This window comes from Rhizobium esperanzae (assembly GCF_014197615.1).
Taxonomy (GTDB): Bacteria; Pseudomonadota; Alphaproteobacteria; order Rhizobiales; family Rhizobiaceae; genus Rhizobium; species Rhizobium esperanzae_A.
In genome coordinates this window covers 149,017-171,495 of record NZ_JACIFY010000016.1, presented here as the reverse complement: position 1 = coordinate 171,495, position 22,479 = coordinate 149,017, and the positions used below count along the sequence as shown (strand labels likewise).

The 22,479-nt window shown below is 63.0% G+C and carries 24 protein-coding genes and 1 pseudogene; 11 read left to right on the top strand and 14 right to left on the bottom strand.

What is annotated here, in order from left to right:
* Positions 1–115 precede the first annotated feature (115 nt).
* Entirely contained in the window at positions 116–760 is a 645-nt protein-coding gene (locus tag GGD57_RS21185) for a hypothetical protein (protein ID WP_184472240.1), read from the bottom strand.
* Positions 761–1,023: 263 nt separating this feature from the next.
* On the opposite strand from GGD57_RS21185, the gene thrC reads away from it, so the two are divergent.
* Genes thrC through GGD57_RS21165 form a run of 4 tightly spaced genes read left to right on the top strand, consistent with a single transcriptional unit; the run spans position 1,024 to position 7,299 of the window.
* Positions 1,024–2,448: a threonine synthase gene (gene thrC / locus GGD57_RS21180; RefSeq protein ID WP_184472228.1), complete on the top strand. Its 1,425-nt coding sequence runs from the start codon at positions 1,024–1,026 to the stop codon at positions 2,446–2,448.
* A gap of 3 nt (positions 2,449–2,451) precedes the next feature.
* A complete protein-coding gene (locus GGD57_RS21175) occupies positions 2,452–3,747 on the top strand; it encodes a M16 family metallopeptidase (RefSeq protein ID WP_184472227.1) in 1,296 nt (431 codons plus the stop codon).
* Between the two features lie 28 nt (positions 3,748–3,775).
* Positions 3,776–4,390: a GNAT family N-acetyltransferase gene (locus tag GGD57_RS21170; protein ID WP_010067690.1), complete on the top strand. Its 615-nt coding sequence runs from the start codon at positions 3,776–3,778 to the stop codon at positions 4,388–4,390.
* A complete protein-coding gene (locus tag GGD57_RS21165; protein ID WP_184472226.1) occupies positions 4,387–7,299 on the top strand; it encodes a sensor domain-containing phosphodiesterase in 2,913 nt (970 codons plus the stop codon). The genes GGD57_RS21170 and GGD57_RS21165 overlap by 4 nt, the downstream gene beginning before the upstream one ends.
* An 18-nt stretch (positions 7,300–7,317) precedes the next feature.
* On the opposite strand, the pseudogene GGD57_RS29285 reads toward GGD57_RS21165, so the two are convergent.
* Positions 7,318–7,450: pseudogene (locus GGD57_RS29285) on the bottom strand (AsnC family transcriptional regulator); the annotation flags it as partial.
* A 106-nt stretch (positions 7,451–7,556) separates the two neighbouring features.
* Between GGD57_RS29285 and GGD57_RS21160 the strand changes: the two are divergent.
* From GGD57_RS21160 to GGD57_RS21150, 3 genes are all read left to right on the top strand, one after another.
* A complete protein-coding gene (locus tag GGD57_RS21160) occupies positions 7,557–7,982 on the top strand; it encodes a hypothetical protein (protein ID WP_184472225.1) in 426 nt (141 codons plus the stop codon).
* Positions 7,983–8,164: 182 nt separating this feature from the next.
* The gene (locus GGD57_RS21155) at positions 8,165–8,473 is read left to right on the top strand and encodes a Dabb family protein (RefSeq protein WP_184472224.1); all 309 of its coding nucleotides are present in this window, start codon (positions 8,165–8,167) and stop codon (positions 8,471–8,473) included.
* A gap of 77 nt (positions 8,474–8,550) precedes the next feature.
* Entirely contained in the window at positions 8,551–9,255 is a 705-nt protein-coding gene (locus tag GGD57_RS21150; RefSeq protein WP_184472223.1) for a substrate-binding domain-containing protein, read from the top strand.
* A 38-nt stretch (positions 9,256–9,293) separates the two neighbouring features.
* Here GGD57_RS21150 and GGD57_RS21145 read toward each other — a convergent pair whose 3' ends face one another.
* From GGD57_RS21145 to GGD57_RS21125, 6 genes are all read right to left on the bottom strand, one after another.
* Positions 9,294–10,193 (bottom strand): metal ABC transporter solute-binding protein, Zn/Mn family, encoded by a 900-nt coding sequence (locus GGD57_RS21145; RefSeq protein WP_184472222.1) that lies wholly within the window; start codon positions 10,191–10,193, stop codon positions 9,294–9,296.
* A gap of 16 nt (positions 10,194–10,209) precedes the next feature.
* Positions 10,210–11,082: a metal ABC transporter permease gene (locus GGD57_RS21140; RefSeq protein WP_184472221.1), complete on the bottom strand. Its 873-nt coding sequence runs from the start codon at positions 11,080–11,082 to the stop codon at positions 10,210–10,212.
* The gene (locus GGD57_RS21135) at positions 11,079–11,828 is read right to left on the bottom strand and encodes a metal ABC transporter ATP-binding protein (protein ID WP_184472220.1); all 750 of its coding nucleotides are present in this window, start codon (positions 11,826–11,828) and stop codon (positions 11,079–11,081) included. Before GGD57_RS21135 ends, GGD57_RS21140 begins: the two co-directional genes overlap by 4 nt.
* Entirely contained in the window at positions 11,825–11,953 is a 129-nt protein-coding gene (locus GGD57_RS29410) for a hypothetical protein (protein WP_281423766.1), read from the bottom strand. Before GGD57_RS29410 ends, GGD57_RS21135 begins: the two co-directional genes overlap by 4 nt.
* 638 nt (positions 11,954–12,591) lie before the next feature.
* Positions 12,592–13,077: a peroxiredoxin gene (locus GGD57_RS21130; RefSeq protein ID WP_184472219.1), complete on the bottom strand. Its 486-nt coding sequence runs from the start codon at positions 13,075–13,077 to the stop codon at positions 12,592–12,594.
* 91 nt (positions 13,078–13,168) lie between these two features.
* Positions 13,169–14,020 (bottom strand): protein-disulfide reductase DsbD domain-containing protein, encoded by an 852-nt coding sequence (locus GGD57_RS21125; protein ID WP_184472218.1) that lies wholly within the window; start codon positions 14,018–14,020, stop codon positions 13,169–13,171.
* Positions 14,021–14,160: 140 nt separating this feature from the next.
* Here GGD57_RS21125 and GGD57_RS21120 point away from each other — a divergent pair, with 140 nt between their 5' ends.
* The 3 genes from GGD57_RS21120 to GGD57_RS21110 all read left to right on the top strand — a co-directional run bounded on the left by GGD57_RS21120 (position 14,161) and on the right by GGD57_RS21110 (position 16,240).
* Complete coding sequence (locus GGD57_RS21120) at positions 14,161–14,766, top strand: YqgE/AlgH family protein (protein WP_184472217.1); 606 nt, start codon at positions 14,161–14,163, stop codon at positions 14,764–14,766.
* 111 nt (positions 14,767–14,877) lie between these two features.
* Positions 14,878–15,069 (top strand): CsbD family protein, encoded by a 192-nt coding sequence (locus GGD57_RS21115; RefSeq protein ID WP_184472216.1) that lies wholly within the window; start codon positions 14,878–14,880, stop codon positions 15,067–15,069.
* A gap of 94 nt (positions 15,070–15,163) precedes the next feature.
* Positions 15,164–16,240, top strand: a complete 1,077-nt coding sequence (locus GGD57_RS21110) for a zinc-binding metallopeptidase family protein (protein WP_184472215.1) — start codon at positions 15,164–15,166, stop codon at positions 16,238–16,240.
* 500 nt (positions 16,241–16,740) lie between these two features.
* Here the strand turns inward: GGD57_RS21110 and rnhA are convergent, their stop codons facing one another.
* The 5 genes from rnhA to GGD57_RS21085 all read right to left on the bottom strand — a co-directional run bounded on the left by rnhA (position 16,741) and on the right by GGD57_RS21085 (position 20,439).
* Positions 16,741–17,196 carry a ribonuclease HI gene (gene rnhA / locus GGD57_RS21105; RefSeq protein WP_025415509.1) on the bottom strand — a complete coding sequence of 152 codons (456 nt, stop codon included), beginning with the start codon at positions 17,194–17,196 and terminating at the stop codon, positions 16,741–16,743.
* Positions 17,193–18,158 carry a homoserine kinase gene (locus tag GGD57_RS21100; protein WP_184472214.1) on the bottom strand — a complete coding sequence of 322 codons (966 nt, stop codon included), beginning with the start codon at positions 18,156–18,158 and terminating at the stop codon, positions 17,193–17,195. The genes rnhA and GGD57_RS21100 overlap by 4 nt, the downstream gene beginning before the upstream one ends.
* Before the next feature lie 75 nt (positions 18,159–18,233).
* Positions 18,234–19,235 (bottom strand): 4-hydroxy-3-methylbut-2-enyl diphosphate reductase, encoded by a 1,002-nt coding sequence (gene ispH / locus GGD57_RS21095; RefSeq protein WP_184472213.1) that lies wholly within the window; start codon positions 19,233–19,235, stop codon positions 18,234–18,236.
* 75 nt (positions 19,236–19,310) lie between these two features.
* Entirely contained in the window at positions 19,311–20,066 is a 756-nt protein-coding gene (locus GGD57_RS21090; RefSeq protein WP_184472212.1) for an SURF1 family cytochrome oxidase biogenesis protein, read from the bottom strand.
* Positions 20,059–20,439: a DUF983 domain-containing protein gene (locus GGD57_RS21085; RefSeq protein ID WP_184472211.1), complete on the bottom strand. Its 381-nt coding sequence runs from the start codon at positions 20,437–20,439 to the stop codon at positions 20,059–20,061. The genes GGD57_RS21090 and GGD57_RS21085 overlap by 8 nt, the downstream gene beginning before the upstream one ends.
* A gap of 118 nt (positions 20,440–20,557) precedes the next feature.
* On the opposite strand from GGD57_RS21085, the gene GGD57_RS21080 reads away from it, so the two are divergent.
* Positions 20,558–21,196: a chloramphenicol phosphotransferase CPT family protein gene (locus tag GGD57_RS21080; protein WP_184472210.1), complete on the top strand. Its 639-nt coding sequence runs from the start codon at positions 20,558–20,560 to the stop codon at positions 21,194–21,196.
* A 364-nt stretch (positions 21,197–21,560) separates the two neighbouring features.
* Here the strand turns inward: GGD57_RS21080 and GGD57_RS21075 are convergent, their stop codons facing one another.
* Positions 21,561–22,439 carry a cytochrome c oxidase subunit 3 gene (locus GGD57_RS21075; protein WP_085736455.1) on the bottom strand — a complete coding sequence of 293 codons (879 nt, stop codon included), beginning with the start codon at positions 22,437–22,439 and terminating at the stop codon, positions 21,561–21,563.
* Between the last annotated feature and the right edge of the window lie 40 nt (positions 22,440–22,479).

Sequence of the window (22,479 nt, the reverse complement as noted above, 5' to 3'; positions counted from 1 at the left end):
TGCGGTCCCGGCCGTCCGCAGTCCGGCGGATGGCCATCCGCCGGACTGCGCACCGATCATCCAACAATCAGCGCTAATTGAACATGCAAGGGGCCGGGGCAGGATGCGGAGGGCTTTAGCTGTTCTTCTTCGTCTTCGCCGGCTGGGTGTCGAAGCCGATGTTGACGCGGACCAGGGCGCCGGCGCCGACCGGCATTTTGATGCCGTCCTTGCGGAAGATCACCTGGGCGCCCGGGGCACCGGCCGGGATTTCTGTCGGGAATTTGGTGACCTCGGAATAGAGCACGTTCTCGCCGTCGACGACCGAGACGCGGATCGGCAGCGTCACCGGGCCGGGGGCGCCGGCCGGGCCGGTGATCAGGCGCAGCTGGGCGACGACGGTCATCGTCAGGTTGGTGTCGCTCAGCGAGCACTGGCGGGTGTAATCGCCGAAGGAGGCCTGGAAGACGATCTGCTGCGGATCGTCCTTCTTGCCCTTGGCATAGGTGCGGAAGATCGCATCCTGGTCACGCATGAAGATCTGCGGGCAGGCGCCCTGGACGACGGGGGCGACGGTGCCCTGCGCCGTCTTGGCGGTGCCGATCGAAGGATTGTTCGAGGAGGGGTTGGCGGGCGCCAGCGGCATGATCTGGGCGTTGCCGCTCGGCTGGGCCGCCGCCGCCGGTTTGCTGTCGCCGCCTAGGCCGATCGTATCGCAACCGGTGAGCAGGGCAAGAACAGATGCGGAGACGATGAGACGCGAGACCTTGCCGAGCACCATATTCCATCCCTTGTACAAGCGTTTCTTGGAGGCCCCATGTCTTTTTCGCGAGGCCTTTCATGACGGTTTGCGATGGTCTATATCAGCGGCGCAAACAAAAATCGATTGGGTAAGCACCGTTTTGATGCACTTTTCGCCGCCGGATGCGGGCAACTTCAACAGGATACCCGCGATGGCCCGCCTCAAGGGCAGCCCCTCTCCAATTTCCGGCAGAGCGCGCCACGGCTGCGCCCGGCCGGATTTCTTCCAGCGATAAATCAAGGATGACGAACGTGGACTATATCTCGACCCGCGGCGAGGCCCCTGCCCTCGGCTTTTGCGACGCCCTCCTGACCGGGCTTGCGCGCGACGGCGGGCTCTACGTTCCCTCGAAATGGCCGAGCTTTTCCAAGAAGGAAATCCGGGCGCTGCGCGGCAAGAGCTATCAGGAGGTCGCCTTCACCATCCTGTCGCCCTTCACCAATGGCGAGATCCCCGACGACACCTTCCGGGCGATGATCGACGAGGCCTACGGCACCTTCCGCCATCCGGCGATCGCGCCGCTCGTCCAGACCGGCCCGAACAGCTTCGTCATGGAGCTGTTCCACGGCACGACGCTCGCCTTCAAGGACGTGGCGATGCAGCTGCTGGCACGGCTGATGGATTATGCGCTGGAAAAACGCGGAGAGCGGGCGACGATCGTCGGCGCTACCTCGGGCGATACCGGCGGTGCTGCGATCGATGCCTTTGCGGGGCGCGAGCGCACCGACATCTTCATCCTCTTCCCGCACGGCAAGGTTTCTCCGGTGCAGCAGCGGCAGATGACGACCTCGACGTCTTCGAATGTGCATGCGCTCGCCGTCGAAGGCAATTTCGACGATTGCCAGAACCTGGTGAAGGCGATGTTCAACGACGCGGCCTTCCGCGACAAGGTGCGTCTGTCCGGCGTCAACTCGATCAACTGGGCGCGCATCATGGCCCAGATCGTCTATTATTTCACGGCCGCCGTCGCGCTCGGCGGGCCGGACCGGAAGATCTCGTTCACGGTGCCCACCGGCAATTTCGGCGATATTTTTGCCGGCTACTGCGCCAAGCGCATGGGCCTGCCGATCGACCGGCTCGTCATCGCCACCAATGAAAACGACATTCTGGCGCGCACGCTGAAGACCGGCCGCTACGACATGAAGGCGGTCAAGGCGACGACCTCGCCGTCGATGGACATCCAGATCTCGTCGAACTTCGAACGGCTGCTGTTCGAAGCCTATGATCGCGACGCCTCGAAGGTGCGCGCAGCGATGGAAAGCCTCAAGCAATCCAACGGTTTCGAGATCGGCACGCAAGCGCTGAAGGCGATCCGCCGCGATTTCCGGGCCGGCCGCGCCAGCGAGAGCCAGGTGGCCGAGACGATCCGCAAGACCCATGCCGAGAGCGGTTATCTGCTGGATCCGCATTCGGCGATCGGCGTTTTCGTCGCCGCCAAGAAAGAAAAGCCGAATACGCCGATGGTGACGCTTTCGACCGCGCATCCCGCGAAATTCCCGGTCGCCGTAAAATCGGCCTGCGGTATTGACCCGGCGCTTCCGACGTGGCTTGCTGATCTGATGCACAGGGAGGAGCGCTTCCAGATCATCGAACCGGAGCTGAAAGCCATAGAAAGCTTTATCGGCAAACACGCCCGCGGCGAGACGACGGCAGGCGCAGAAAGATAGCCAATGACAGTTGAGTGCACCCGGCTGAAATCCGGGCTGACAGTAGTTACAGAGACCATGCCGCACCTTGAAAGCGTTGCGCTCGGAGTCTGGATCAAATCGGGATCGCGTAACGAGACGGAAGACGAGCACGGCATCGCCCACCTGCTCGAACACATGGCCTTCAAGGGAACGGGACGCCGCAGCGCCCGCCAGATCGCCGAGGAAATCGAGGATGTGGGCGGCGAAGTCAACGCCGCCACGTCGACCGAGACGACCTCCTATTACGCCCGCGTCCTCAAGGACCATGTGCCGCTCGCCGTCGACATCCTTGCCGATATCCTGACGGAATCGGCCTTCGAGGAGGAGGAGCTGGAGCGTGAGAAGCAGGTGATCCTGCAGGAGATCAACGCCGCCAACGACACGCCCGACGACGTGGTGTTCGACCGCTTCTCCGAGGTCGCCTATCGCGACCAGACGCTCGGCCGGCCGATCCTCGGCACGCCGGAAACCGTCGTTTCCTTCACGCCGCAGCAGATCCGCACCTATCTCGGCCGCAACTACACGACCGACCGCATGTTCGTGGTCGCCACCGGCGCCGTCGAGCACGAAGAATTCGTCCGCATGGTCGAGGACCGTTTCGCCAGTCTGCCGACTGCGCCTTCGGCTCCGCCTGTCATGGAAGCGGCACGTTATATCGGCGGCAGCGTGCGTGAACCGCGCGACCTGATGGATGCGCAGATCCTGCTCGGCTTCGAGGGCAAACCCTACCACGCCCGCGATTTCTACTGTTCGCAGATCCTTGCCAATATCCTCGGCGGCGGCATGTCCTCGCGGTTGTTCCAGGAAGTGCGCGAGTTCCGCGGCCTCTGCTATTCCGTCTATGCCTTCCACTGGGGCTTTTCCGACACCGGCATCTTCGGCATTCATGCCGCGACCGGCGGCGAAAACCTTCCGGAACTGGTGCCCGTCATCATCGACGAGCTGCATAAATCCGCCGATCAGATCCACCAGAAGGAAATCGAGCGCGCCCGCGCCCAGATCCGCGCCCAGCTGCTGATGGGCCAGGAAAGCCCGGCGTCGCGCGCCGGCCAGATCGCAAGACAGATGATGCTCTACGGCCGGCCGATCTCCAATCCGGAGATGATGGAACGGCTTGAGGGCATCACCATCGAGCGGCTGACGGATCTCGCCGGCCGGCTGTTCTACGACACGGTGCCGACGCTTTCGGCAATCGGGCCGCTGGAACAGCTCGCACCGATGGAAGACATCACCGCCTCGCTTTCCGTCCCGGCGTCGAAGACGCTGCAGGCAAGCTGAGCCGACGTCTGTCTGCCGGGAGTGATCGATGCCAAAATCCGTTTTTCGGTTTCTGTCGCGGCAGCCGGATGCGGTCGAGCTGGAAAACGACAGATATCTCCTGCGCCTGCCGCGCTACCAGGATTTCAACCAGTGGCACCGGCTGCGCGCCGAAAGCCGCCGGTTCCTGGAACCCTGGGAGCCGACGTGGCGGCGCGACGAGCTGACGGAGGGCGCCTACCGCGCCCGCGTCATCCGCGGCAAGCAGGAATATGCCTCGGGCCAGGCAATCCCGCTGTTCATCTTTCTCAAGGAAGACAAGACGCTCGTCGGCGGCATCACCATCGGTTATATCAGGCGGGGTGCGGCACAAAGCTGCATGATCGGCTACTGGATGGGCGAACGCCATGCCGGCCAGGGGCATATGTTCGCCGCTCTTCAAATGGTTATTCCTTACATCTTCACCGGGCTTGAGTTGCACCGTATCGAAGCAGCCTGTATTCCAGATAACGCGCGCAGCATCCGTCTGCTTGAGAAGGCCGGGTTTCAGCAGGAAGGCTATCTGCGCGGATATTTGAAGATCAACGGTCAGTGGCATGACCATGTGATGTTTTCACGTCTCGCCACCGATACGGATAAAGGCAGGAAAACCGACAGCCGATGACCAGAGACCGCATGCTGCCCAAATCACCGTCCGGACGAGTGATCGCGGTGATCGCAGCCTTTTTGCTGGCGGCCTTCGCCTTGGTGGCGGGCGCTGCCCAGGCGGCCGAACCGGTGAAGATTTCCCGTGACGATACCGCGCTCGACCTGACGGCGACGACCGAAATCTACGTCAACCAGGGCGAGGCTTTCCAGGTTTCGACGGCTGCCGGCGCCGACGGCATCCGCCGCCGCATCGAGGTCAGGGCAAGCTCGGAGAACCACCAGGGCGACTGGGCGGTGTTTGCGCTTGCCAACGTTTCCGAGGAACAGCTCGAACGCGTCATCGTCGCGCCGCATTTCCGTCTGGTCAATTCCAAGCTGTTCTGGCCGGATCTCGGCTCGCAGCGCATCAGCGCCATCACGCCGAGCGAAGGTTTTGCGCTCGACCGGCAGCCGAGCGACGAGGCCGACGTCTTCCGCATCACGCTGAACCCCGGCGCCGTCATCACCTTCGTCGCCGAGCTGTCGACGCCGGAACTGCCGCAGATCTATCTCTGGGAACCGAACGCCTACAAGGACACGATCAACGCCTTCACGCTCTATCGCGGCATCGTGCTCGGCATTGCCGGTCTGCTGGCGGTGTTCCTGACCATCCTCTTCGTCGTCAAGGGCACCTCGATGCTGCCGGCAACGGCCGCACTTGCCTGGGCGGTGCTCGGCTATATCTGCGTCGACTTCGGTTTTCTCGGCAAGCTGATCAGCGTCGCCTCGGCCGACCAGCGAATATGGCGCGCCTGCGCCGAAGTGGCGCTCGCCTCGAGTTTCGTCATCTTCCTGTTCACCTATCTCAACCTCAATCGCTGGCATGCGCATCTCGGTTACGCCACCCTTGCCTGGGTGCTCGGCCTTGCCTTGCTCTTTGGCGTGGCGATCTACGATCCGTCGATTGCCGCCGGCATCGCCAGGCTGTCCTTTGCGCTGACGGCGGCGACCGGCCTGCTGCTGATCATCTATCTCGGCTTCAACCGCTACGACCGCGCCATCCTGCTGGTGCCAGCCTGGGCGCTGACCCTCGTCTGGCTGTTCGGGGCGTGGCTGACCGTCACCGGCCGGCTCGACAACGACATCATCCAGCCGGCGCTCGGCGGCGGTCTGGTGCTGATCGTGCTTCTGATCGGCTTCACCGTCATGCAGCACGCCTTTGCCGGCGGCGCCTTCCAGCAGGGACTGTTTTCCGATCTCGAACGGCAATCGCTGGCCCTGACCGGCTCCGGCGATATGGTGTGGGACTGGGATGTGGCGCGCGACCGCGTCGTCACCATCCCCGACGTCTCGGTCAAGCTCGGCCTCTCGCCGGGCACCATGCATGGGGCGGCGCGCAACTGGCTGCCGCGGCTGCACCCCGACGACCGCGACCGTTTCCGCGCCACGCTCGACGTGCTGCTCGAACACCGCCGCGGCCGGCTGAACCACGAATTCCGCATCCGCGCCGAGGACGGGCATTTCCACTGGCTGTTGATCCGTGCACGGCCGGTGCTCGGCTCCAACGGCGAGATCATCCGCTGCGTCGGCACGATCGTCGACGTGACCGAGCAGAAGAACTCCGTCGAGCGGCTGCTGCACGATGCGCTGCACGACAATCTGACCGGCCTGCCGAACCGTCAGGTCTTCCTCGACCGGCTGCAGTCGGTGCTGGCGCTGGCGCCGGGCGGCGAGACGCTGCGCCCGACCGTGATGGTGATCGATATCGACCGCTACAAGCTGGTCAATGATGCGCTCGGCGTCGCTGCCGGCGACAATATCCTGATCGCGCTGACGCGGCGTCTGCGCCGGCTGTTGAAGCCGCAGGACACGCTGGCGCGGCTTGCCGGCGACCAGTTCGGCCTCATTCTGGTCTCCGAGCACAATCCGGCCAAGGTCGCCGATTTTGCCGATGCGATCAGCAAGGCGATCATGGTGCCGATCAACTTCGCCAATCGCGAGATCATCCTGACGGCCTCGGTTGGGCTGGCCTCCTGGGTCGACCGGCAGGAGAGCGCCACCGGCCTGCTCAGCGACGCCGAGCTTGCCATGTACAGGGCCAAACGCGCCGGCGGCAACCGCGTCGAGCCGTTCCAGCCGGCCTTCCGCGACTTCGGCACCGACCGGCTGCAGCTGGAAACGGATCTGCGCCGCGCCATCGAGCGCAAGGAATTGTCGATGGTCTACCAGCCGATCGCCCGGCTGGAAGATGTCGAGGTCGCCGGCTTCGAGGCGCTGATGCGCTGGGAACATCCCAAGCGCGGCAATATCCCGCCGTCGGAATTCATTCCGATCGCCGAGGCCTCCGATCTGATCGGCCCGCTCGGCATGTTCGCGCTGGAGCAGGCGACCAACGATCTGATGAGCTGGCAGAACCAGACCGGCGAATTGCCGATCTTCGTGTCGATCAATCTGTCGAGCGTGCAGCTGCTCAACAACGAGCTCTATGACGATGTGCGCTCGGTTCTCGCCAAGACGCATTGCCAGCCTTCGCGCCTCAAGCTCGAACTGACGGAATCCATGGTGATGGAAAATCCGGAACAGGCCCGGCTGGTGCTGCAGAAGCTGAAGGAAGCCGGCATCGGGCTGGCGCTCGACGATTTCGGCACCGGCTATTCGTCGCTCGCCTATCTCACCCGCTTCCCCTTCGATACGATCAAGCTCGACAAGGCGCTGGTGCGCGACGGCAGCGACAAGAAGGCGACCGTGCTCAGATCGGTGATATCGATGGCGCGCGAACTCGAGATGAAGGTGGTGGCCGAGGGGATCGAGTCCAACGAGGACGCGATCGAACTCGCCAAGATGGGCTGCAGCTACGGACAGAGCTACCTGTTCGGGCCGCCGATCCCGTCGGAATCGGTGCTGCGGCTGCTTCGGGAGCGCTTTCCGCTGACCAAGCGGGCGTGAGCGGCGGGCGGTCTCAGCTTCGCTGATGACCTCCACCTCCACGAAGACGGCGATCGACGGCCCGAGCGCCGTGGGGTCGAGAACGGCGACGTTCGCCCGGATGACCCCATCCTCTGCCATCCGCTTTTATCCGGCGTTGGACGGCAGGCGCATAGGTTCGAAATACGCGAATGCAGGGCATTTGCAACCGCCTGCGACGAACCATTGACCAACGGCCTGGGATGTGCGCCTCTCGTTGCTTGCACAAGGAAAATCCCATGCTCAAGTTTCTGCTCACCCTCTCGTTGGGTGTTTTTTGCGTCTCACCGCTGCAGGCCGGCGACATCACGCCCCTCACCAAGACTTGCCAGCCGGGAGGAAAACAGGCGCATTGCGAGCGGTGGGTCAAGGATTTCAAGACAGCCCTGGATCTGGCGCATAAGGGCGATCACGGCGCACAGGTGACCGTTGCCTTCTGCCTCTCCACCGGTTGCCATGGCGCCGTCGGCATCGACAGGGTCGCCTCCTGCAGTTGGCACCTCCTCATCACCAATTCCGGGGCTGCGACGGTGCTCGATGGTTCCAACCTGAGGAACACCTGCCGGCCGATGACGCTGGCGGAGAAAGATCAGGCCCGCGCCTTGTCGCGCGATCTTGTCCAGAAGATCTACAAGCGCCCGATGGTCACGACCGATCAGATGTAATCTTCATTTCGATTTCGATCGATTTTCGTGGCCCTAGATGCCACGGCCAGTTGATCTTGTGGGTGATCTGCGCGCTGTCGCGGCCGGCGGGGTCGCGGCCGCAACGTTTGCGTGAAAATAATCTCGTTGCCCTCCCGGCTTTCGCCGTTATTCTGCCGGCACAGAAATCGGGAGGACCACGAATGATCCTGCACTGCGTATTCCTGCGGCTGAAAACCGCGATGACGAACGAGGACAAGCAGTCGCTGTTCGAAGCGATCGTCGCCCTGAAACAGGTCATCCCCGGCATATTGGATATCAAATACGGGCCGAATGTTTCCCCCGAGGGACTGCATGCAGGATTCGTCGACGGTTTTGCCGTCACCTTCGAAAGCCCCGAGGCGCGCGATGCCTATCTCATCCATCCAGAACATGTGATCGTCGGCGAACGCATCGCCTCGTCGACGGACGGAGGCCTTGCCGGCATCCTGGTCTTCGACCTCAATATCTGAGGGCGGGCGGCGATTGCGGCGTGCGGACTGGAGCCGTATGGTAGAGAACATCGTTTTCACCGACTTCAGGTTGGGCCATGAAACAGGAAATCCGGCTTTTTGGCGCGATTGCGGTCCGGCCCGCTGTCCTTGCTCTCATTCCCCGGTTCGAAACCGCCACGGGATTGACGGTTGCGACCAGGTGGGAGGTCAATCCGACAGTCAAGAAACAGATCGAAGCCGGGGACGCTTTCGACCTCGTCATCATCAATCCGCCCATGGTTCGGGATCTGACCGCCTCCGGCAAGGTCGAAGCGGGGAGTGAAGTCTGGTTTGGCCGAATAGGGATGGGCGTGGCGGCCAGGGCCGGCAGCCGGCCGCTCGATATCGGGTCGGTCGAAGCCTTCGAACATGTCTTGAAGAGTGCCCGATCCATCGCCTACGCCAGCGACGGAACCAGCGGTGGCTACTTCTCGAATTTGCTGGATCGCCTTGGCATAGCCGATGAGGTGAAGCCCAAGCTCGTGGCCGTGGCGGGAGGGCAGACGGCGCTGGCGGTCGGCCGTGGGGAAGCCGAGTTGGCAGTCGTTCCCGTCACCTCGATCCTCGCCGCCGCACCCGAGGTCGCGCTTGCCGGCCGGTTTCCGGCAGAACTCCAGAGTTATATCGACTTCGCCATCGGCATCAGCGCCGGTTCAAGGGACGCTGGTGCCGCCGGGCAGTTGTCGGCGTTTCTGGCTTCGGCTGCCGTTGACGATATTCTGGCCGCCAAGGGTGTCGAGCGCCGTCGAGAACGTGCCTGATAGACGACGATCGGCGCACGACCCCAGGGCCTCGATTATCAGCTCGATTTCGCCATGGCGGCGGCGAGCTGGTCGACATTGTAGCGGAACATCTTCTCATAGGTCGGCGCCGGCCCCTTGGCGTCGGAGAGCGATTCGACATAGAGCTCGCCGCCCGGCTCCGCGCCGGTTGCCTTGGCGACCTGCTTGACCAGGCGCGGATCGTTGGAATTTTCGAAGAAATAGGCCTTCACATGCTCGGTCTTGATCTGTTCGATCAGCTTGGCGACGTCGGCGGCCGAAGCCTCGCTTTCGGTGGAGAGGCCAAGCGGCGCGAGGAAGCTGACATTATATTCGCGGCCGAAATAGCCGAAGGCATCATGGCTGGTCAGCACCTTGCGGCGATCCTCGGCAATGCCGTCGAATTTCGCATGGGCGTAAGCGTCCAGCTCGTCCAGCGTCCTGGTATATTTCTCGGCATTGGCCTTGAAGGCTGCGGCGTCGGCCGGATCGGCCGATGACAGCGCCTTTTCGATATTGGCGACCCAGATCTTGACGTTGACCGGGCTGTTCCAGACATGCGGATCGGTGATTTTTTCGCCGTCCTCTTCCATGGTGCTGACATCGATGCCCTCGGAGACGGTGACCGGCTTGCCCTTGTAACCCGAGGCGGTGATCAGCCGGTCCATCCAGCCTTCCAGCCCTTCGCCGCTGACGAAGGTCACTTGAGCCGCGTTCAAATTCTTGGCGTCGGCCGGCGACGGCTCGAATTCGTGGGGGTCGCCGTTCGGCCCGACGAGGCTCGTCACCTTGACGTGGTCGCCGCCGACCTGCTTGACGACATCGGCGAGCACGGTGAAGGAAGCCACCACCTTCAGCGTTTGCGCGGAGGCGGGCACGGCCGACAGCGCCATCAAAGCGGGGATTGCTGCTGAGAGAAGCAGTCTGTGCGAGGTCATCGAAGTCTCCTTGGGATCAGCCCTTCAAATGCGGGCGGGGAAAGAAGCGCCTGAGCAGGCCGGAGGGCGCGAAAAGAATGGAAAAGGCGTAAATCACCGCCGCCGTCATGATGATCGTCGGGCCGGAGGCGAGTTCGAGATGGTAGGAAGCGATCAGGCCGAGATAGCCGGAGGCGGCGGCGCTGGCGGCTGCAATCGCCATCATCATGGGCAGGCTGCGCGACCAGAGCTGGGCGACGGCCGCCGGCAGCATCATCAGGCCGACCGCCATCAGCGTGCCGAGCGCCTGGAAGCTGGCGACGAGGTTCAGCACCACCAGCAGCAGGAAGAGCACATGATAGACCGGCCCGCGGCCGCCGACGGCGCGCAGGAAGCCCGGATCGAAACATTCGGCCACCAGCGGCCGGTAGATGACGGCAAGCACGACAAGCGTCAGCGTGGTGATCGCGCCGATCAGATAAAGGGCCGAAGCATCGATCGCCAGGATGGTGCCGAAGAGCACATGCAGCAGATCGATATTCGAGCCGCGCAACGAGACGATCAGCACGCCGAGCGCCAGCGATGCGAGATAGAAGCTGGCGAAACTCGCATCCTCCTGCAGCACGGTCATGCGGCTGACGGCGCCCGATAACAACGCCACCGACAGGCCGGCGACAAGGCCGCCGAGGCCCATTGCCGTCAGCGACAGCGAGCCGGCGACGAGATAACCGATCGCCGCTCCCGGCAGCACCGCATGGCTCATGGCATCGCCCATCAGGCTCATGCGCCTCAGCATCAGGAAGACGCCGATCGGACCGGAGCCGAGCCCGAGGCAGAGGCAGGCGACAAGGGCGCGGCGCATGAAACCGAAATCGGCAAAGGGCGCCAGGAAGAGATCGTAGGCCGTCATGCCGCCGGCACCTCTTGAGGCCCACAGGCCTCGGCATCCTCATCCCAGCGCTCGGCCATGGCGCGCGCCTTCATGAGATTGGCGGATGACATGACGTCGGCGGTCGGCCCCCAGCCGACCAGCTCGCGGGCAAGCAGCAGGGTGTCCGGGAAATGCGCCCGGACGAGCTCGAAATCATGCAGCACGGCGATGACGGTGCGGCCCTCGCCATGCCAGCGGCTGACGATATCGAGCAGATCCTTGGTGGTGCGGGCATCGATCGCGGTAAACGGCTCGTCGAGCAGGATGATGCCGGCATCCTGCAGCAGCAGCCGGGCAAACAGCACACGCTGGAACTGGCCGGCCGAAAGCGATCCGACATGGCGCTTCGCGAAGCCTTCGAGCCCGACGGCGGCAAGCGCCTCCCCCGCCCTTTTCACCTCGGCAGGCGCAATGCGGCCGAAGGCGCCGGTTTTCTTCCAGGCGCCGAGCATGACGGTGTCGATCACCGAGATCGGGAAGCGCCGGTCGATCTCGGCCGCCTGCGGGAGATAGCCGAATTCCGCCCGCCCCAGCCGATGCTCGACCCTGCCTTCGGCGGGGCGAAGCTCGCCCATGATCGCTTTCAGCAGCGTCGATTTGCCCGCCCCATTCGGCCCGGCAATCGCCGTCAGGCTGCCTTTGGCGAAGGCGCCGGAAACATGATGGATGGCGGGGTGCCTGTGATAGGCGACGGTCAGATTATCGAGACGAATCAGCGGCGTCATGGCAGGCGAACCGCCCAATTAATGGCGAGCCAGAGAAGCGCAATGACCAGGACCATGCCGATCACCCTTGATAAAGCCGACTGGGCCAGCAGGCTGACGGAGGGGCGATCGGGGCTTGGGAGCATGGCTGATCCTACAATGTAATAACATTACGGTTATGTTATAACGATTGCGGCGAGATTGAGGCGGAGTTCGTGAAGTGCGGCCATTTGACAGTAGGGGCTTCGGAGCCTGAGCGTAAATGTTGCCAAGGCGATAGACGGAGGCGCAATGCGTTCGCATTCCGCCAAACATCGCTGCTCTTGCTCCAAGAGCAACCCCACCCGACGTCGTCCTCGGGCTTGACCCGAGGATCCACTCTGCTCCCGATCGGCACCGGGCGTGGATCCCAGGCTCGGTGGCCTGGGATGACGGAGAGTGGGGGAACGTTTCCGCCAAACTCGCCGTCGGCGTGCGCGCCTCATCCCCCTGCCGGCACCGACCGGGGTCGAGCCACGGGTCTCGACCCGTCCTTCGAACCCCTGCTTGCGGGCGAAGGGGTAGCCGCAACCTCTCCATCCCCTCTCACGTCTCGCTGGGCACGTCCCCTCGCCCCGTTTACGGGGAGAGGGTGAGGGTGAGGGGCAGACATCCGCACGACAGAACAGCCGTGGCATGGAAAGAGGGAGGACGGTTTCGCCAACTCGCCGGCGCAACGAGCGGCACAACAACAATTGAAAAGGGCGACCGAATGGCCGCCCCTTCATCTCTCGGGAATGAGAACTCAGAGCAGTTCCAACATCGCCGCAGCACCGGAAACGGTGGCCTGGCCGGGGCTTTCTTCGACGTTCAAGGCTTTGACGACGCCGTCTTCGACCAGCATCGAATAGCGCTTGGAGCGCAGGCCGAGGCTGCCGGCGGAGAGGTCGGCGTCGAGGCCGACGGCCTTGGTGAAGCCGGCGTCCCAATCGGCGAGGAAGTGGATCTTGCCCAGGCCGCCGGAGGATTGCGCCCAGGCGCCCATCACGTGCCAGTCATTGACTGCGATGACGGCGATGTCGTCGACGCCCTTGCCGAGGATGGTGTCGCGGTTTTCCAGATAACCCGGCAGATGGTTCAGCGAGCAGGTGGGCGTGAAGGCGCCCGGCACGGCAAACAGCACGACGCGCTTGTCGGCAAACAGCTGCTCGGTGGTGATTTCGACCGGGCCGTCGGCGGTCTTTTCCTTGAAGGTGGCGGCAGGAAGCTTGTCGCCGATCGCGATGGTCATGATCTTCTCCTTGAGTTCCGGTTTTTTGGGTTTTGGGATTCCGGCTGGGCGGCGGGCGCCGCAGGGGCTCTGCCGCGACTATAAGAGCCGGTCATTCAAAGGCAAGTGTGGTCTCCATCGCCCGAACGCCGTCGATGACCAGCACGCCCCAGCGCTTGCCCGACATGTCGTAATTATCAGGCAGCTTGCCGATGGCGACATCGACCTTGAAGCTGGCGCCGTCGCGTTTGCCGCCGATCTGCTTGGTAAAGGCATAACCGCTCGGCCCGGTGACGATGATATCGGGGGCGCCTTTGCTCTCGCCTGAACCCTTGGCCGGCAGGACCAGCGTCAGCGACAGCGTCTTTTTGTCAGGCGACATCGCATGCGCGGTTACGTCGAAATCGGCCGACGGCGGCTTTGGCAGCCTTGCATCGGCCGCCTGGAGGATCGCCTCCTCTTCCGGATGCGACTGGATGGCGGGGCCGAGCTTCAGCTGAAAATTCGCCTGGAAGGGGATGCAGATATCCCTGCAGATGCCGATGAAGGCCAGGGCGTCGATCGCGACCGGCGCCTTGCCTGCCGCCGTCAACGACAGCGGCAGCGTCACCGGCGCGTCATAGGCGATATCCTCGATCGCACCGTTGAAAAAATGCTTGGGAACGGGATAGCCGATGGCATCGAGCGTGACGCCGCTCTCCGCCGCGATGGTCACCTGGGGCGGAATGCCGTTGCCGCCGGGCTCTTTCCAATAGGTGATCCAGCCGGGCTTCGGCTCGATCTGCAGGGCAGCGCGGATTTTACCGCCAGCATCGGGTGCCAGCGCCACCAGCCGCATGCGGCCGCCCTCATTGTCCGCCCAGGCGCTCATTTCCGCATGAGCGGAACAAAGGGGGACAAGGGCAGCGGCCACTGAGATGACCGCTAGGAAAAGCCGACGCGAGACCGAGGAAATAATCATCATGGAACAACGGTTTACCGAAACTGAGGTTTCACCGCCAGAAGTCGCGGCGATTTAAATCTTCATTTTCAGTTGATTGATGTGTGACATTGGCCCATGTTTCTCTTGTCAAGGCCTCGGTGCGGTTGGCAGCAGGAGGAACGATGTCCTTATCGACGCTGAAGAACAGACGGGAACGTGGCTTCTTCGATGGCCAGTTCCTCATCGCCATGCCCGGTATGGAAGACCGCAACTTCGCGCGCACGGTGATCTATATCTGCGCGCATTCGGATGCCGGCGCCATGGGCTTCGTCATCAACCGGCCGCAGAGCCTGACCTTCACCGATGTGCTCCTGCATCTCGACATGATCAAGCAGGAAGATTCGATCGTGCTGCCGAAGCGGGCGCGCGACTTCCCGATCCAGACCGGCGGCCCGGTGGAAAGCGGCCGCGGCTTCGTGCTGCATTCGGACGATTATTCCAGCGACTCCTCGATCCCCGTCAGCGACGACATCTGCCTGACGGCGACGCTCGACATCGTACGCGCCATCTCCAAGGGCGATGGGCCGACGCGCGCGACCATGCTGCTCGGCTATTCCTCCTGGTCGGCCGGCCAGCTCGAAAACGAGGTGGTCAATAATGGCTGGCTCACCTGCCCGGCCAATGAGGAACTGATCTTCGACCGCAGCCTCGACGACAAGTACGAGCGGGCGCTCGCCGGCATGGGCGTGACCGCCGCCATGCTTTCGGCCGAAGCCGGCCACGCCTGAGATGACTGGAGGCCGGCGGCCTCGGAGATAGCGGGAACGAATTGCTGCAGTTGACGTTTCATTTCGGCAAGCATGGGCACGAGGCCCATGCCGAAGAAGGAGACATCACCTATGGGTAGCACCAGCGACAAGATTTCAGGCAAGGCCAACGAAATTGCCGGCAAGACCAGGCAGGCCGCCGGCAAGGCCATGGACGATCGCGAGATGCAGGCCAAGGGCGCCGTTCAGGAAGCCAAAGGCAAGGGACAGGTCGCAACCGGCAAGGTCAAGGACAAGCTCAAGGGCGCCGTCGACCGGCTCTGAGCCGGAAGCGCATCCGTCATGAACCATGCCTGCTGCGCCTCTCGCGCGGCAGGCATTTTTAATCCACCCCACTCTCTGTGCAGAGATAGACACGATGAAACTTTTCGCCTGCGACAATTGCGATCAGGTCGTCCATTTCGACAATCGCCAATGCGTGCGCTGCAACCATCGCCTCGGCTTCCTGCCCGGCGATCTCGCCATGCATGCGCTGGAGCCGCGCGAGGCGACGGTGTGGCAGCTGGTTTCCGATCCCGACCGCGAGGTGCGCTTCTGCGCCAATGCCGGCCTCGACATCTGCAACTGGCTGGTGGACGGCGACGAGGCGGGCGAATTCTGCATGGCCTGCCGCCACAACCGGCTGGTTCCGAACACCGATACCCAGAACGGCATCGACCGCTGGCGGCGTATCGGCCAGGCGCAGCGCCATCTCTTCTATTCGCTCTTGCGCTGGAGGCTGCCGCATCCCGATCGGATGCAGGATCCTCAAGGTGGCCTGGTTTTCGACTTTCTCGAGGATTCGATCGAGAGCAACGGTTATGTGGTGCCGGCGATGACCGGCCATGAGGAAGGGCTGATCACCATTCGCGCCGCCGAGGCCGACGATGCGACGCGCGAACAGGCGCGCAGTTCGATGAACGAACCTTATCGCACCCTGCTCGGACATTTCCGCCACGAGAGCGGCCATTTCATCTGGAACAAGCTGGTGCGTGACCAGAATGGCCTTGCGGATTTTCGCGCCGTTTTCGGCGACGAACGGCAGGATTATGCCGCAGCACTCGGGCTACACTATGCCGGCGGCGCGCCCCTTGGCTGGCAGGACAATTTCATCAGCGCCTATGCGGCATCCCACCCCTGGGAGGATTTCGCCGAATGTTTCGCCCATTACCTCCATATCGTCGACACACTCGAAACCGCCCGCGCCTTCGGCATCGCCATCGATCCGCGCGGCCATGAGGAAATATCGGGCGAGGTGGACTTCATCCCCTACCGGGCCAAAAGCGCCGAACAACTGGTCAGCGCCTGGGTGCCGCTCAGCCTCGCGATCAACGCCATCCAGCGCAGCATGGGCCAGCCGGACTCCTACCCCTTCGTGCTCTCCTCACCTGTGGTGACAAAGCTCGAATATCTGCACCGGCTGATCCAGGGTGCCGCGGCGCGGCAGATGGGCTAAGTTGCCGGCGTCCCATAGGGCTCGGCCTCAGGCGCCGCCCTATCTCCACCCTCCTGTGCGCGTCACAGGAAACGAGAGAAGATGCCCTGCCCACTGTCGGCTTTCGAAAACCCGAGATAAGGCTTTTGCGCAACGTCACCACACATTTCTTCATCCCAGGCCTTGATGAGCCGAGGATGAAGAAATTTGCACCAGAGTGCTTCGGCATGGATGCTCGGGTCAAGCCCGAGCATGACAGAGATTGGGAGGACGCGACTGGCAGGAGGCGAGATGCTGTAGCAATTTCAACAGCGTGCGGGTGCGATGAGATAGATTTTGGCTCGGACGCTTCCCTGCACTCCGTCATCCTCGGCCTTGAGCCGAGGATCCATGCCCCTGCCGGTGGATGTCGGCGCGGTTAAGCCCTGGAATGACAGAGAATGGGTTGGGCCGGAGGGCACATCACGCCGCGGGCGCTATGACAGGCATAGGTGCGAGACCGCGAACAATCCGCACGCCTTTCAAAACGAAACCGCCTTGCCCTTCTTGAACGGCTCCATGCCCCGGCGCGCGAGTTCGTCGGCGCGTTCGTTTTCCGGGTGGCCGGCGTGGCCTTTGACCCAATGCAGCGTCACCTTGTGGCGGTCACGGGCCGCCTCCAGCGCCTGCCAGAGTTCGGCGTTTTTCACCGGTTTCTTGTCGGCGGTTTTCCAGCCGTTTTTCTTCCAGCCGAAAATCCACTTGGAGATGCCGTCCTTGACGTAGGCGCTGTCGGTATAGAGATCGACCTCGCAAGGGCTTTTCAGGGCCTGCAGCGCGGAGATCGCCGCCAGCAGTTCCATACGGTTGTTGGTCGTATCCGCCTCACCGCCGCAAAGTTCCTTTTCGACGTCGCCGTACCGCAGCACTGCGCCCCAGCCGCCGGGGCCGGGATTGCCGGAGCATGCGCCATCGGTGAAGATATCGACGTGTTTCATAGGCTCAATCCGTATTCGGCTGCGGAGCCGATCTGGCGGTGGAAACGCAGCTTGCGGAGATATTCGAGCGGGTCCTTCTTGGTGACCATGGCGCCCTCGGGCGTCATCAGCCAATCATAGAGCCGGGTCAGGAAGAAACGCAGCGCCGACCCGCGCGACAGCACCGGCAGGGCGGCGATCTCTTCATCGCTCAGCGGGCGGACACTCTGATAACCCTCGAGCATCGCCGTGCCCTTGGTGATGTTGTAGGCGCCGTCCTTTTCGAAGCACCAGGCATTCAGGCAGATCGAGACGTCATAGGCGAGCAGGTCGTTGCAGGCGAAATAGAAATCGATCAGGCCGGAGAGCTGATCGCCGAGGAAAAAGACGTTGTCGGGGAAGAGGTCGGCATGGATGACGCCGGCCGGCAGGCTCTTCGGCCAGGCGGCGGAGAGGAAACCGAGTTCGCCGCCGATCTCGTCCTGCAGACCGGGCTCGACCTCGCCGGCGCGGTCCGCCGACTTTTCCCAGAGCCCCCGCCAGCCGTCGATCGACAGCGCATTCGCCCGCTTCAGTTCGAAACCCTCGCCGGCGACATGCATTTCGGCCAGCGCCCGGCCGACCTCGCGGCAGTGTTTGGCCTCCGGCTTTCTCAGCCACATGCCTTCGAGGAAGGAGATCAGCGCCGCCGGGCGGCCGGAGAGCGAGCCGAGCAGTGCGCCGTCGCGCCGCGGCAGCGGCAGCGGGCAGGAGAGGCCCCGGGCGGAGAGATGCTGCATCAGGCCGAGGAAGAACGGCAGGTCGGTCTTTTCGACGCGCTTCTCGTAAAGCGTCAGGATCAGCGGGTCCTTGGAGGTGTGCAGCAGAAAATTGGAATTTTCGACGCCTTCGGCAATGCCCTTGTAGGAGAGCAGGCTTCCCGCGTCATATTCCGTCAGGAACCATTTCAGATCGTCTTCGGCGATATCGGTATAGACTGCCAAGTGAGGTCGCCTTCGTGCATTGCTGTTATTGGATCCGCCGCATCGATCATCCGGCGTCGTGATATGGTCCTGAGGTCAGCCGTTGACGAAGGCCATGTCGGCCGCCGTCAGCTCGATGCTGCGCAATTCGCGGTTGACGAGGAAATTCTCGGTTTCCTGCACCGTTTCGGCCAGTTCGACCTGAGCGTCGAAGCGGGCGCGGAAAGCCTCGATGATCTCGTTGACGATCACCTCGGGGGCCGAAGCGCCGGCGGACAGGCCAAGCGTGGAAATCGCGCCGATCTCCTCCCAGTCGAGCTCGGCGGCGCGCTGCACCAGGATCGATTTTTTCGCCCCTGCCCTCAGCGCCACTTCGACGAGCCGCTTGGAATTGGAGGAATTCGGCGCGCCGACGATGATGAAGAGATCGCAGCCGGGGGCGGCCTGCTTCACCACTTCCTGGCGGTTGGTCGTGGCGTAACAGATCGAATCGGCTGCCGGCGCCGTCAGGTTCGGGAAGCGCTGCTGCAGCCGGGCAATGACGCCGGCCGTATCGTCGACCGAGAGCGTCGTCTGGGTGACGTAGCCGAGATTATCGGGATCGGCAGGGACATAGGCGTCGGCATCCTCGATCGTCTCGATCAGCGACACCGAACCTTCCGGCAATTGCCCCATGGTGCCGATCACTTCCGGGTGGCCGGCATGGCCGATGAGCACGACGTGGCGGCCGAGGCGATTATGGCGCATCGCCTGCTTGTGGACCTTGGAGACCAGCGGGCAGGTGGCATCGAGATAGAAGAGGTTGCGGCTCGCCGCATCCTCCGGCACGGATTTCGGCACGCCATGGGCGGAGAAGACCACCGGCTGGGCGCGATGCTCGGCCGGGATCTCGTCCAGTTCCTCGACGAAGACGGCGCCCTTGGCCTCCAGCCCCTCAACGACATACCTGTTGTGAACGATCTCGTGGCGCACATAGACCGGCGCGCCATAGGATTTCAGCGCCAGCACGACGATCTGAATCGCCCGGTCGACGCCGGCGCAGAAGCCGCGTGGCCCGCAGAGCCTGATCGTCAAAGGAGGTTTCGCCGCAATATTCATGTCCGTTCCGTCAAATTCCGTCCCGCAGGGGAGCAAGGGACCTCTAGCCCAATATAAGCGAGAATTGAAGCGATACTATTGCGCCGGCGGCTTGGCCCCTTTGCGGAACCAGGAGATCGCCACCACGACGACAAGCACGGCGGCAAGCCCGTACCAGGTGAAGGCGTATTGCAGATGGTCGTTCGGCAGATCGACCTGGGTGACGCCGCCGATCGGCAGGCCGGCCGGATTGGGCGTCGAATCGGCATCGACGAAAAACGGGATGACGCGGGCCTTGTCGAGGCCGACGCTCTCGGCCATCACGTCGAGATCCTTCCAGTAGAAGATATTCTTGGCGACGTCGTTGTCCGGCACCACCCAGGAGGGTTTGCCGGGCAGTTTGCTGCGCGCCAGGCCGGTGACGGTCTGCTGATCCGTCAACTGGCCCTGCATGCGCATTTCCGGCTCCTTGTTCTCATAGGGAACGAAGCCGCGATTGACCAGGAGAGTGCGCCCGTCGGCAAGCTCGAGCGGCGTGTAGACGTAGAAGCCGGTCTGGCCGCGCCAGGTGGCGAAGAAGTGCCGCTCCTTATTGTTGATGTAGCGGCCGGTGGCGGTGACCTTGCGGTATTCGATGTCGCCGCCGGAAGCCGCCATCGCCTCGATCTCGGCGAGCGGCACCGGGGCGGCCACTTGCCGCGCGGCGATATCGGCAAGCAGGCCTTCCTTCCAGTGGAGGCGTTCCACCTGCCAGGTGCCGAGCGAAATCAGGATGGCGAGCGCGATCAGCACCAGGATGCCGGTTGCCACAGGCAATCGGCGGCGCGGCATGGCATTGTCGATATCAGTCACTCAGGCGTCCTTCGCGGGCATTGTGGCGGTATTGCATGGCGATCAGGATGCCCTTGAACCAGCGCAGCGTCGCGAGCGACAGGATAATCGTCAGCGGGCCGAAGAGCAGGATATGCACCCAGATCGGCGGCCCGTAATTCACCTGCAGCCACAGCACCATGCCGATGACGATGAAGCCGACGATGAGGATGACGAAGACGGCGGGACCGTCGCCGGCATCGGCGAAGGAATAATCGAGGCCGCAGGAGGCGCAGCGCGGCTTCAGGCCGAGCAGACCATCAAACAGCTTGCCCTGGCCGCAGCGCGGGCAGCAGCCTTTGATGCCTGTTTTGACCGGATCGACGGGGGGAAAATGGGCGTTGTCTTCGCTCATGCCATTCCTTCTGACAATTCCATGCTGCCTTAACTCTCCCATAAAGTATTCGCATCCCGAATGGAAATGCCTGCGCGGCATCCTCGAGCGATTCGCGCCAAACAGAAGAAGAAGACTGATGACCAATAGCCATGCCGGACACATCATTATCCTGAACGGCGCGCCGCGCAGCGGCAAATCCAGCATTGCACGCGCAATCCAGGAGGAATTCGAGGGGCCGTGGATCAACCTCGGCGTCGACAGCTATAATGATATGACGCCGAAGCGATACCTGCCCGGCATCGGCCTCAGGCCGGGCGGCGAGCGGCCGGAGCTCGAGGAACTGGTGCCATTCCTCTATGCCGCCCTTTATGAATCGATCGCCATCCATGCCGGCCTGGGGCTCAATGTGGTCGCCGATCTCGGCCACCATGACAGCTATTCGCAGCCACTCGGCATTCTCGGCGACTGCGCCCGGCGCCTGCAAGGCCTTTCCGTGCTGTTCGTCGGCGTGCACTGTCCGATCGAGACGATCATGCAGCGGCGGGAGATCAAACAAGAGGGCCGCGAGACCCTTTATGCAAGAGCCACCGCAGACGTGCCGGTCCCCGAACCGGTGCAGCGCTGGCAGGACGAGGTGCATCGCCCGGGCATCTACGACATGGAGGTCGATACGTCGCTGCTGACACCGCTCGAATGCGCAGAAGCGATCCGCCATCAATTGGATCTCGGCATTCCCGAACCCTCGGCCTTCGAACGGATCGCGGGCGGGCGGTGAAATCGGCCCCTCATCGCGACCCAGGAGATTGCGGCCGCTCATCCGCGTGCCGGCTGCCGCTGGGCTCTATCCGTTCCCGCATGCCGACAGCACCTCGCATTTTGCACCCTGCCTCTCGCCTCTTGCCAATCGTGCCCCTCCACCTCCGTCATGCTCGGCCTTGAGCAGCCTTGAGCCGAGCATGACGGAGGTTGAAGGGGCCTGTGAGGCAGGAAGCGCCACTGTTCGGCACTTCGGCGCTACGCGCTCCCACCTTTGGCCATCCTCCGGGCTTGGTGTAAATCTCGACGATGACGGCGCCGGGTGAGACGGAATCACAAAAAAGGCGGGCACCAGGCCCGCCTTCTGTTGGATATCGCTGCAATCAGCCGGCTGCGACCGGGGCGCCCCAGCCGCCCCAGACGTAGATGCAGAAGAACAGGAAGAGCCAGACGACGTCGACGAAGTGCCAGTACCAGGCGGCGGCCTCGAAGCCGAAATGCTGCTTCGGGGTGAAGTCGCCACGCAGCGCGCGGATCAGGCAGACCAACAGGAAGATGGTGCCGACGAGGACGTGGAAGCCATGGAAGCCGGTCGCCATGAAGAAGGTCGCGCCGTAGATCGAATTCTTGAAGGCGAAGGGCGCGTGGGCATATTCGTAGGCCTGCACGCAGGAGAACAGCACGCCGAGCAGCACCGTCAGAACCAGGCCCTGGATCAGGCCCTTGCGGTCGTTGTGCAGCAGCGCATGGTGCGCCCAGGTGACCGTCGTGCCGGAGAGCAGCAGGATGACGGTGTTGTAGATCGGCAGGTGCCAGGGGTCGAGGACCTCGATGCCCTTCGGCGGCCAGGTGCCGCCGGTATAGAGCAGGCGGGCGGCCTGGATCGCTTCGTTCGGATAGAGGCTGGCGTCGAAATAGGCCCAGAACCAGGCGACGAAGAACATCACTTCCGAAGCGATGAACATGATCATGCCGTAGCGCAGGTGCAGCGAGACGACGCGGGTGTGGGCGCCCTCATGGGCTTCCTTCACCGTATCGGCCCACCAGCCGTACATGACGTAGAGAACCAGGGCGAAGCCGATGTAGAAGAGCCAGGGATTGGCAAGCTCGGCGCCGGCAAGCTTGAAGGAGCCGCCGCTCAGATAGCGCATGTAGCAGACGCCGCCGATCGCCATGATGAAGGCGCCGAGCGAGGCGAGTATCGGCCACGGGCTCGGATCGATGATGTGATAGTCGTGATTCTTCTGATGAGCATCGGCCATGTAGCTATCCCCGGTGTCTTCCTTCACTCCGCTCCCGGCA

Excerpts from the sequence above, each read along its gene's own strand:
- GGD57_RS21145 (WP_184472222.1), bottom strand. The coding sequence starts at position 10,193 with ATGACCTCGCACAGACTGCTTCTCTCAGCAGCAATCCCCGCTTTGATG.
- GGD57_RS21130 (WP_184472219.1), bottom strand. The coding sequence starts at position 13,077 with ATGACCATCGCGATCGGCGACAAGCTTCCTGCCGCCACCTTCAAGGAA.
- GGD57_RS21185 (WP_184472240.1), bottom strand. The coding sequence starts at position 760 with ATGGTGCTCGGCAAGGTCTCGCGTCTCATCGTCTCCGCATCTGTTCTT.
- GGD57_RS21080 (WP_184472210.1), top strand. The coding sequence starts at position 20,558 with ATGACCAATAGCCATGCCGGACACATCATTATCCTGAACGGCGCGCCG.
- GGD57_RS21155 (WP_184472224.1), top strand. The coding sequence starts at position 8,165 with ATGATCCTGCACTGCGTATTCCTGCGGCTGAAAACCGCGATGACGAAC.
- ispH (WP_184472213.1), bottom strand. The coding sequence starts at position 19,235 with ATGAATATTGCGGCGAAACCTCCTTTGACGATCAGGCTCTGCGGGCCA.
- GGD57_RS21150 (WP_184472223.1), top strand. The coding sequence starts at position 8,551 with ATGAAACAGGAAATCCGGCTTTTTGGCGCGATTGCGGTCCGGCCCGCT.
- GGD57_RS21165 (WP_184472226.1), top strand. The coding sequence starts at position 4,387 with ATGACCAGAGACCGCATGCTGCCCAAATCACCGTCCGGACGAGTGATC.
- GGD57_RS21085 (WP_184472211.1), bottom strand. The coding sequence starts at position 20,439 with ATGAGCGAAGACAACGCCCATTTTCCCCCCGTCGATCCGGTCAAAACA.
- GGD57_RS29410 (WP_281423766.1), bottom strand. The coding sequence starts at position 11,953 with ATGCTCCCAAGCCCCGATCGCCCCTCCGTCAGCCTGCTGGCCCAGTCG.
- GGD57_RS21075 (WP_085736455.1), bottom strand. The coding sequence starts at position 22,439 with ATGGCCGATGCTCATCAGAAGAATCACGACTATCACATCATCGATCCG.
- GGD57_RS21115 (WP_184472216.1), top strand. The coding sequence starts at position 14,878 with ATGGGTAGCACCAGCGACAAGATTTCAGGCAAGGCCAACGAAATTGCC.
- thrC (WP_184472228.1), top strand. The coding sequence starts at position 1,024 with ATGACGAACGTGGACTATATCTCGACCCGCGGCGAGGCCCCTGCCCTC.
- GGD57_RS21140 (WP_184472221.1), bottom strand. The coding sequence starts at position 11,082 with ATGACGGCCTACGATCTCTTCCTGGCGCCCTTTGCCGATTTCGGTTTC.
- GGD57_RS21125 (WP_184472218.1), bottom strand. The coding sequence starts at position 14,020 with ATGATGATTATTTCCTCGGTCTCGCGTCGGCTTTTCCTAGCGGTCATC.
- rnhA (WP_025415509.1), bottom strand. The coding sequence starts at position 17,196 with ATGAAACACGTCGATATCTTCACCGATGGCGCATGCTCCGGCAATCCC.
- GGD57_RS21175 (WP_184472227.1), top strand. The coding sequence starts at position 2,452 with ATGACAGTTGAGTGCACCCGGCTGAAATCCGGGCTGACAGTAGTTACA.
- GGD57_RS21110 (WP_184472215.1), top strand. The coding sequence starts at position 15,164 with ATGAAACTTTTCGCCTGCGACAATTGCGATCAGGTCGTCCATTTCGAC.
- GGD57_RS21160 (WP_184472225.1), top strand. The coding sequence starts at position 7,557 with ATGCTCAAGTTTCTGCTCACCCTCTCGTTGGGTGTTTTTTGCGTCTCA.
- GGD57_RS21135 (WP_184472220.1), bottom strand. The coding sequence starts at position 11,828 with ATGACGCCGCTGATTCGTCTCGATAATCTGACCGTCGCCTATCACAGG.
- GGD57_RS21170 (WP_010067690.1), top strand. The coding sequence starts at position 3,776 with ATGCCAAAATCCGTTTTTCGGTTTCTGTCGCGGCAGCCGGATGCGGTC.
- GGD57_RS21120 (WP_184472217.1), top strand. The coding sequence starts at position 14,161 with ATGTCCTTATCGACGCTGAAGAACAGACGGGAACGTGGCTTCTTCGAT.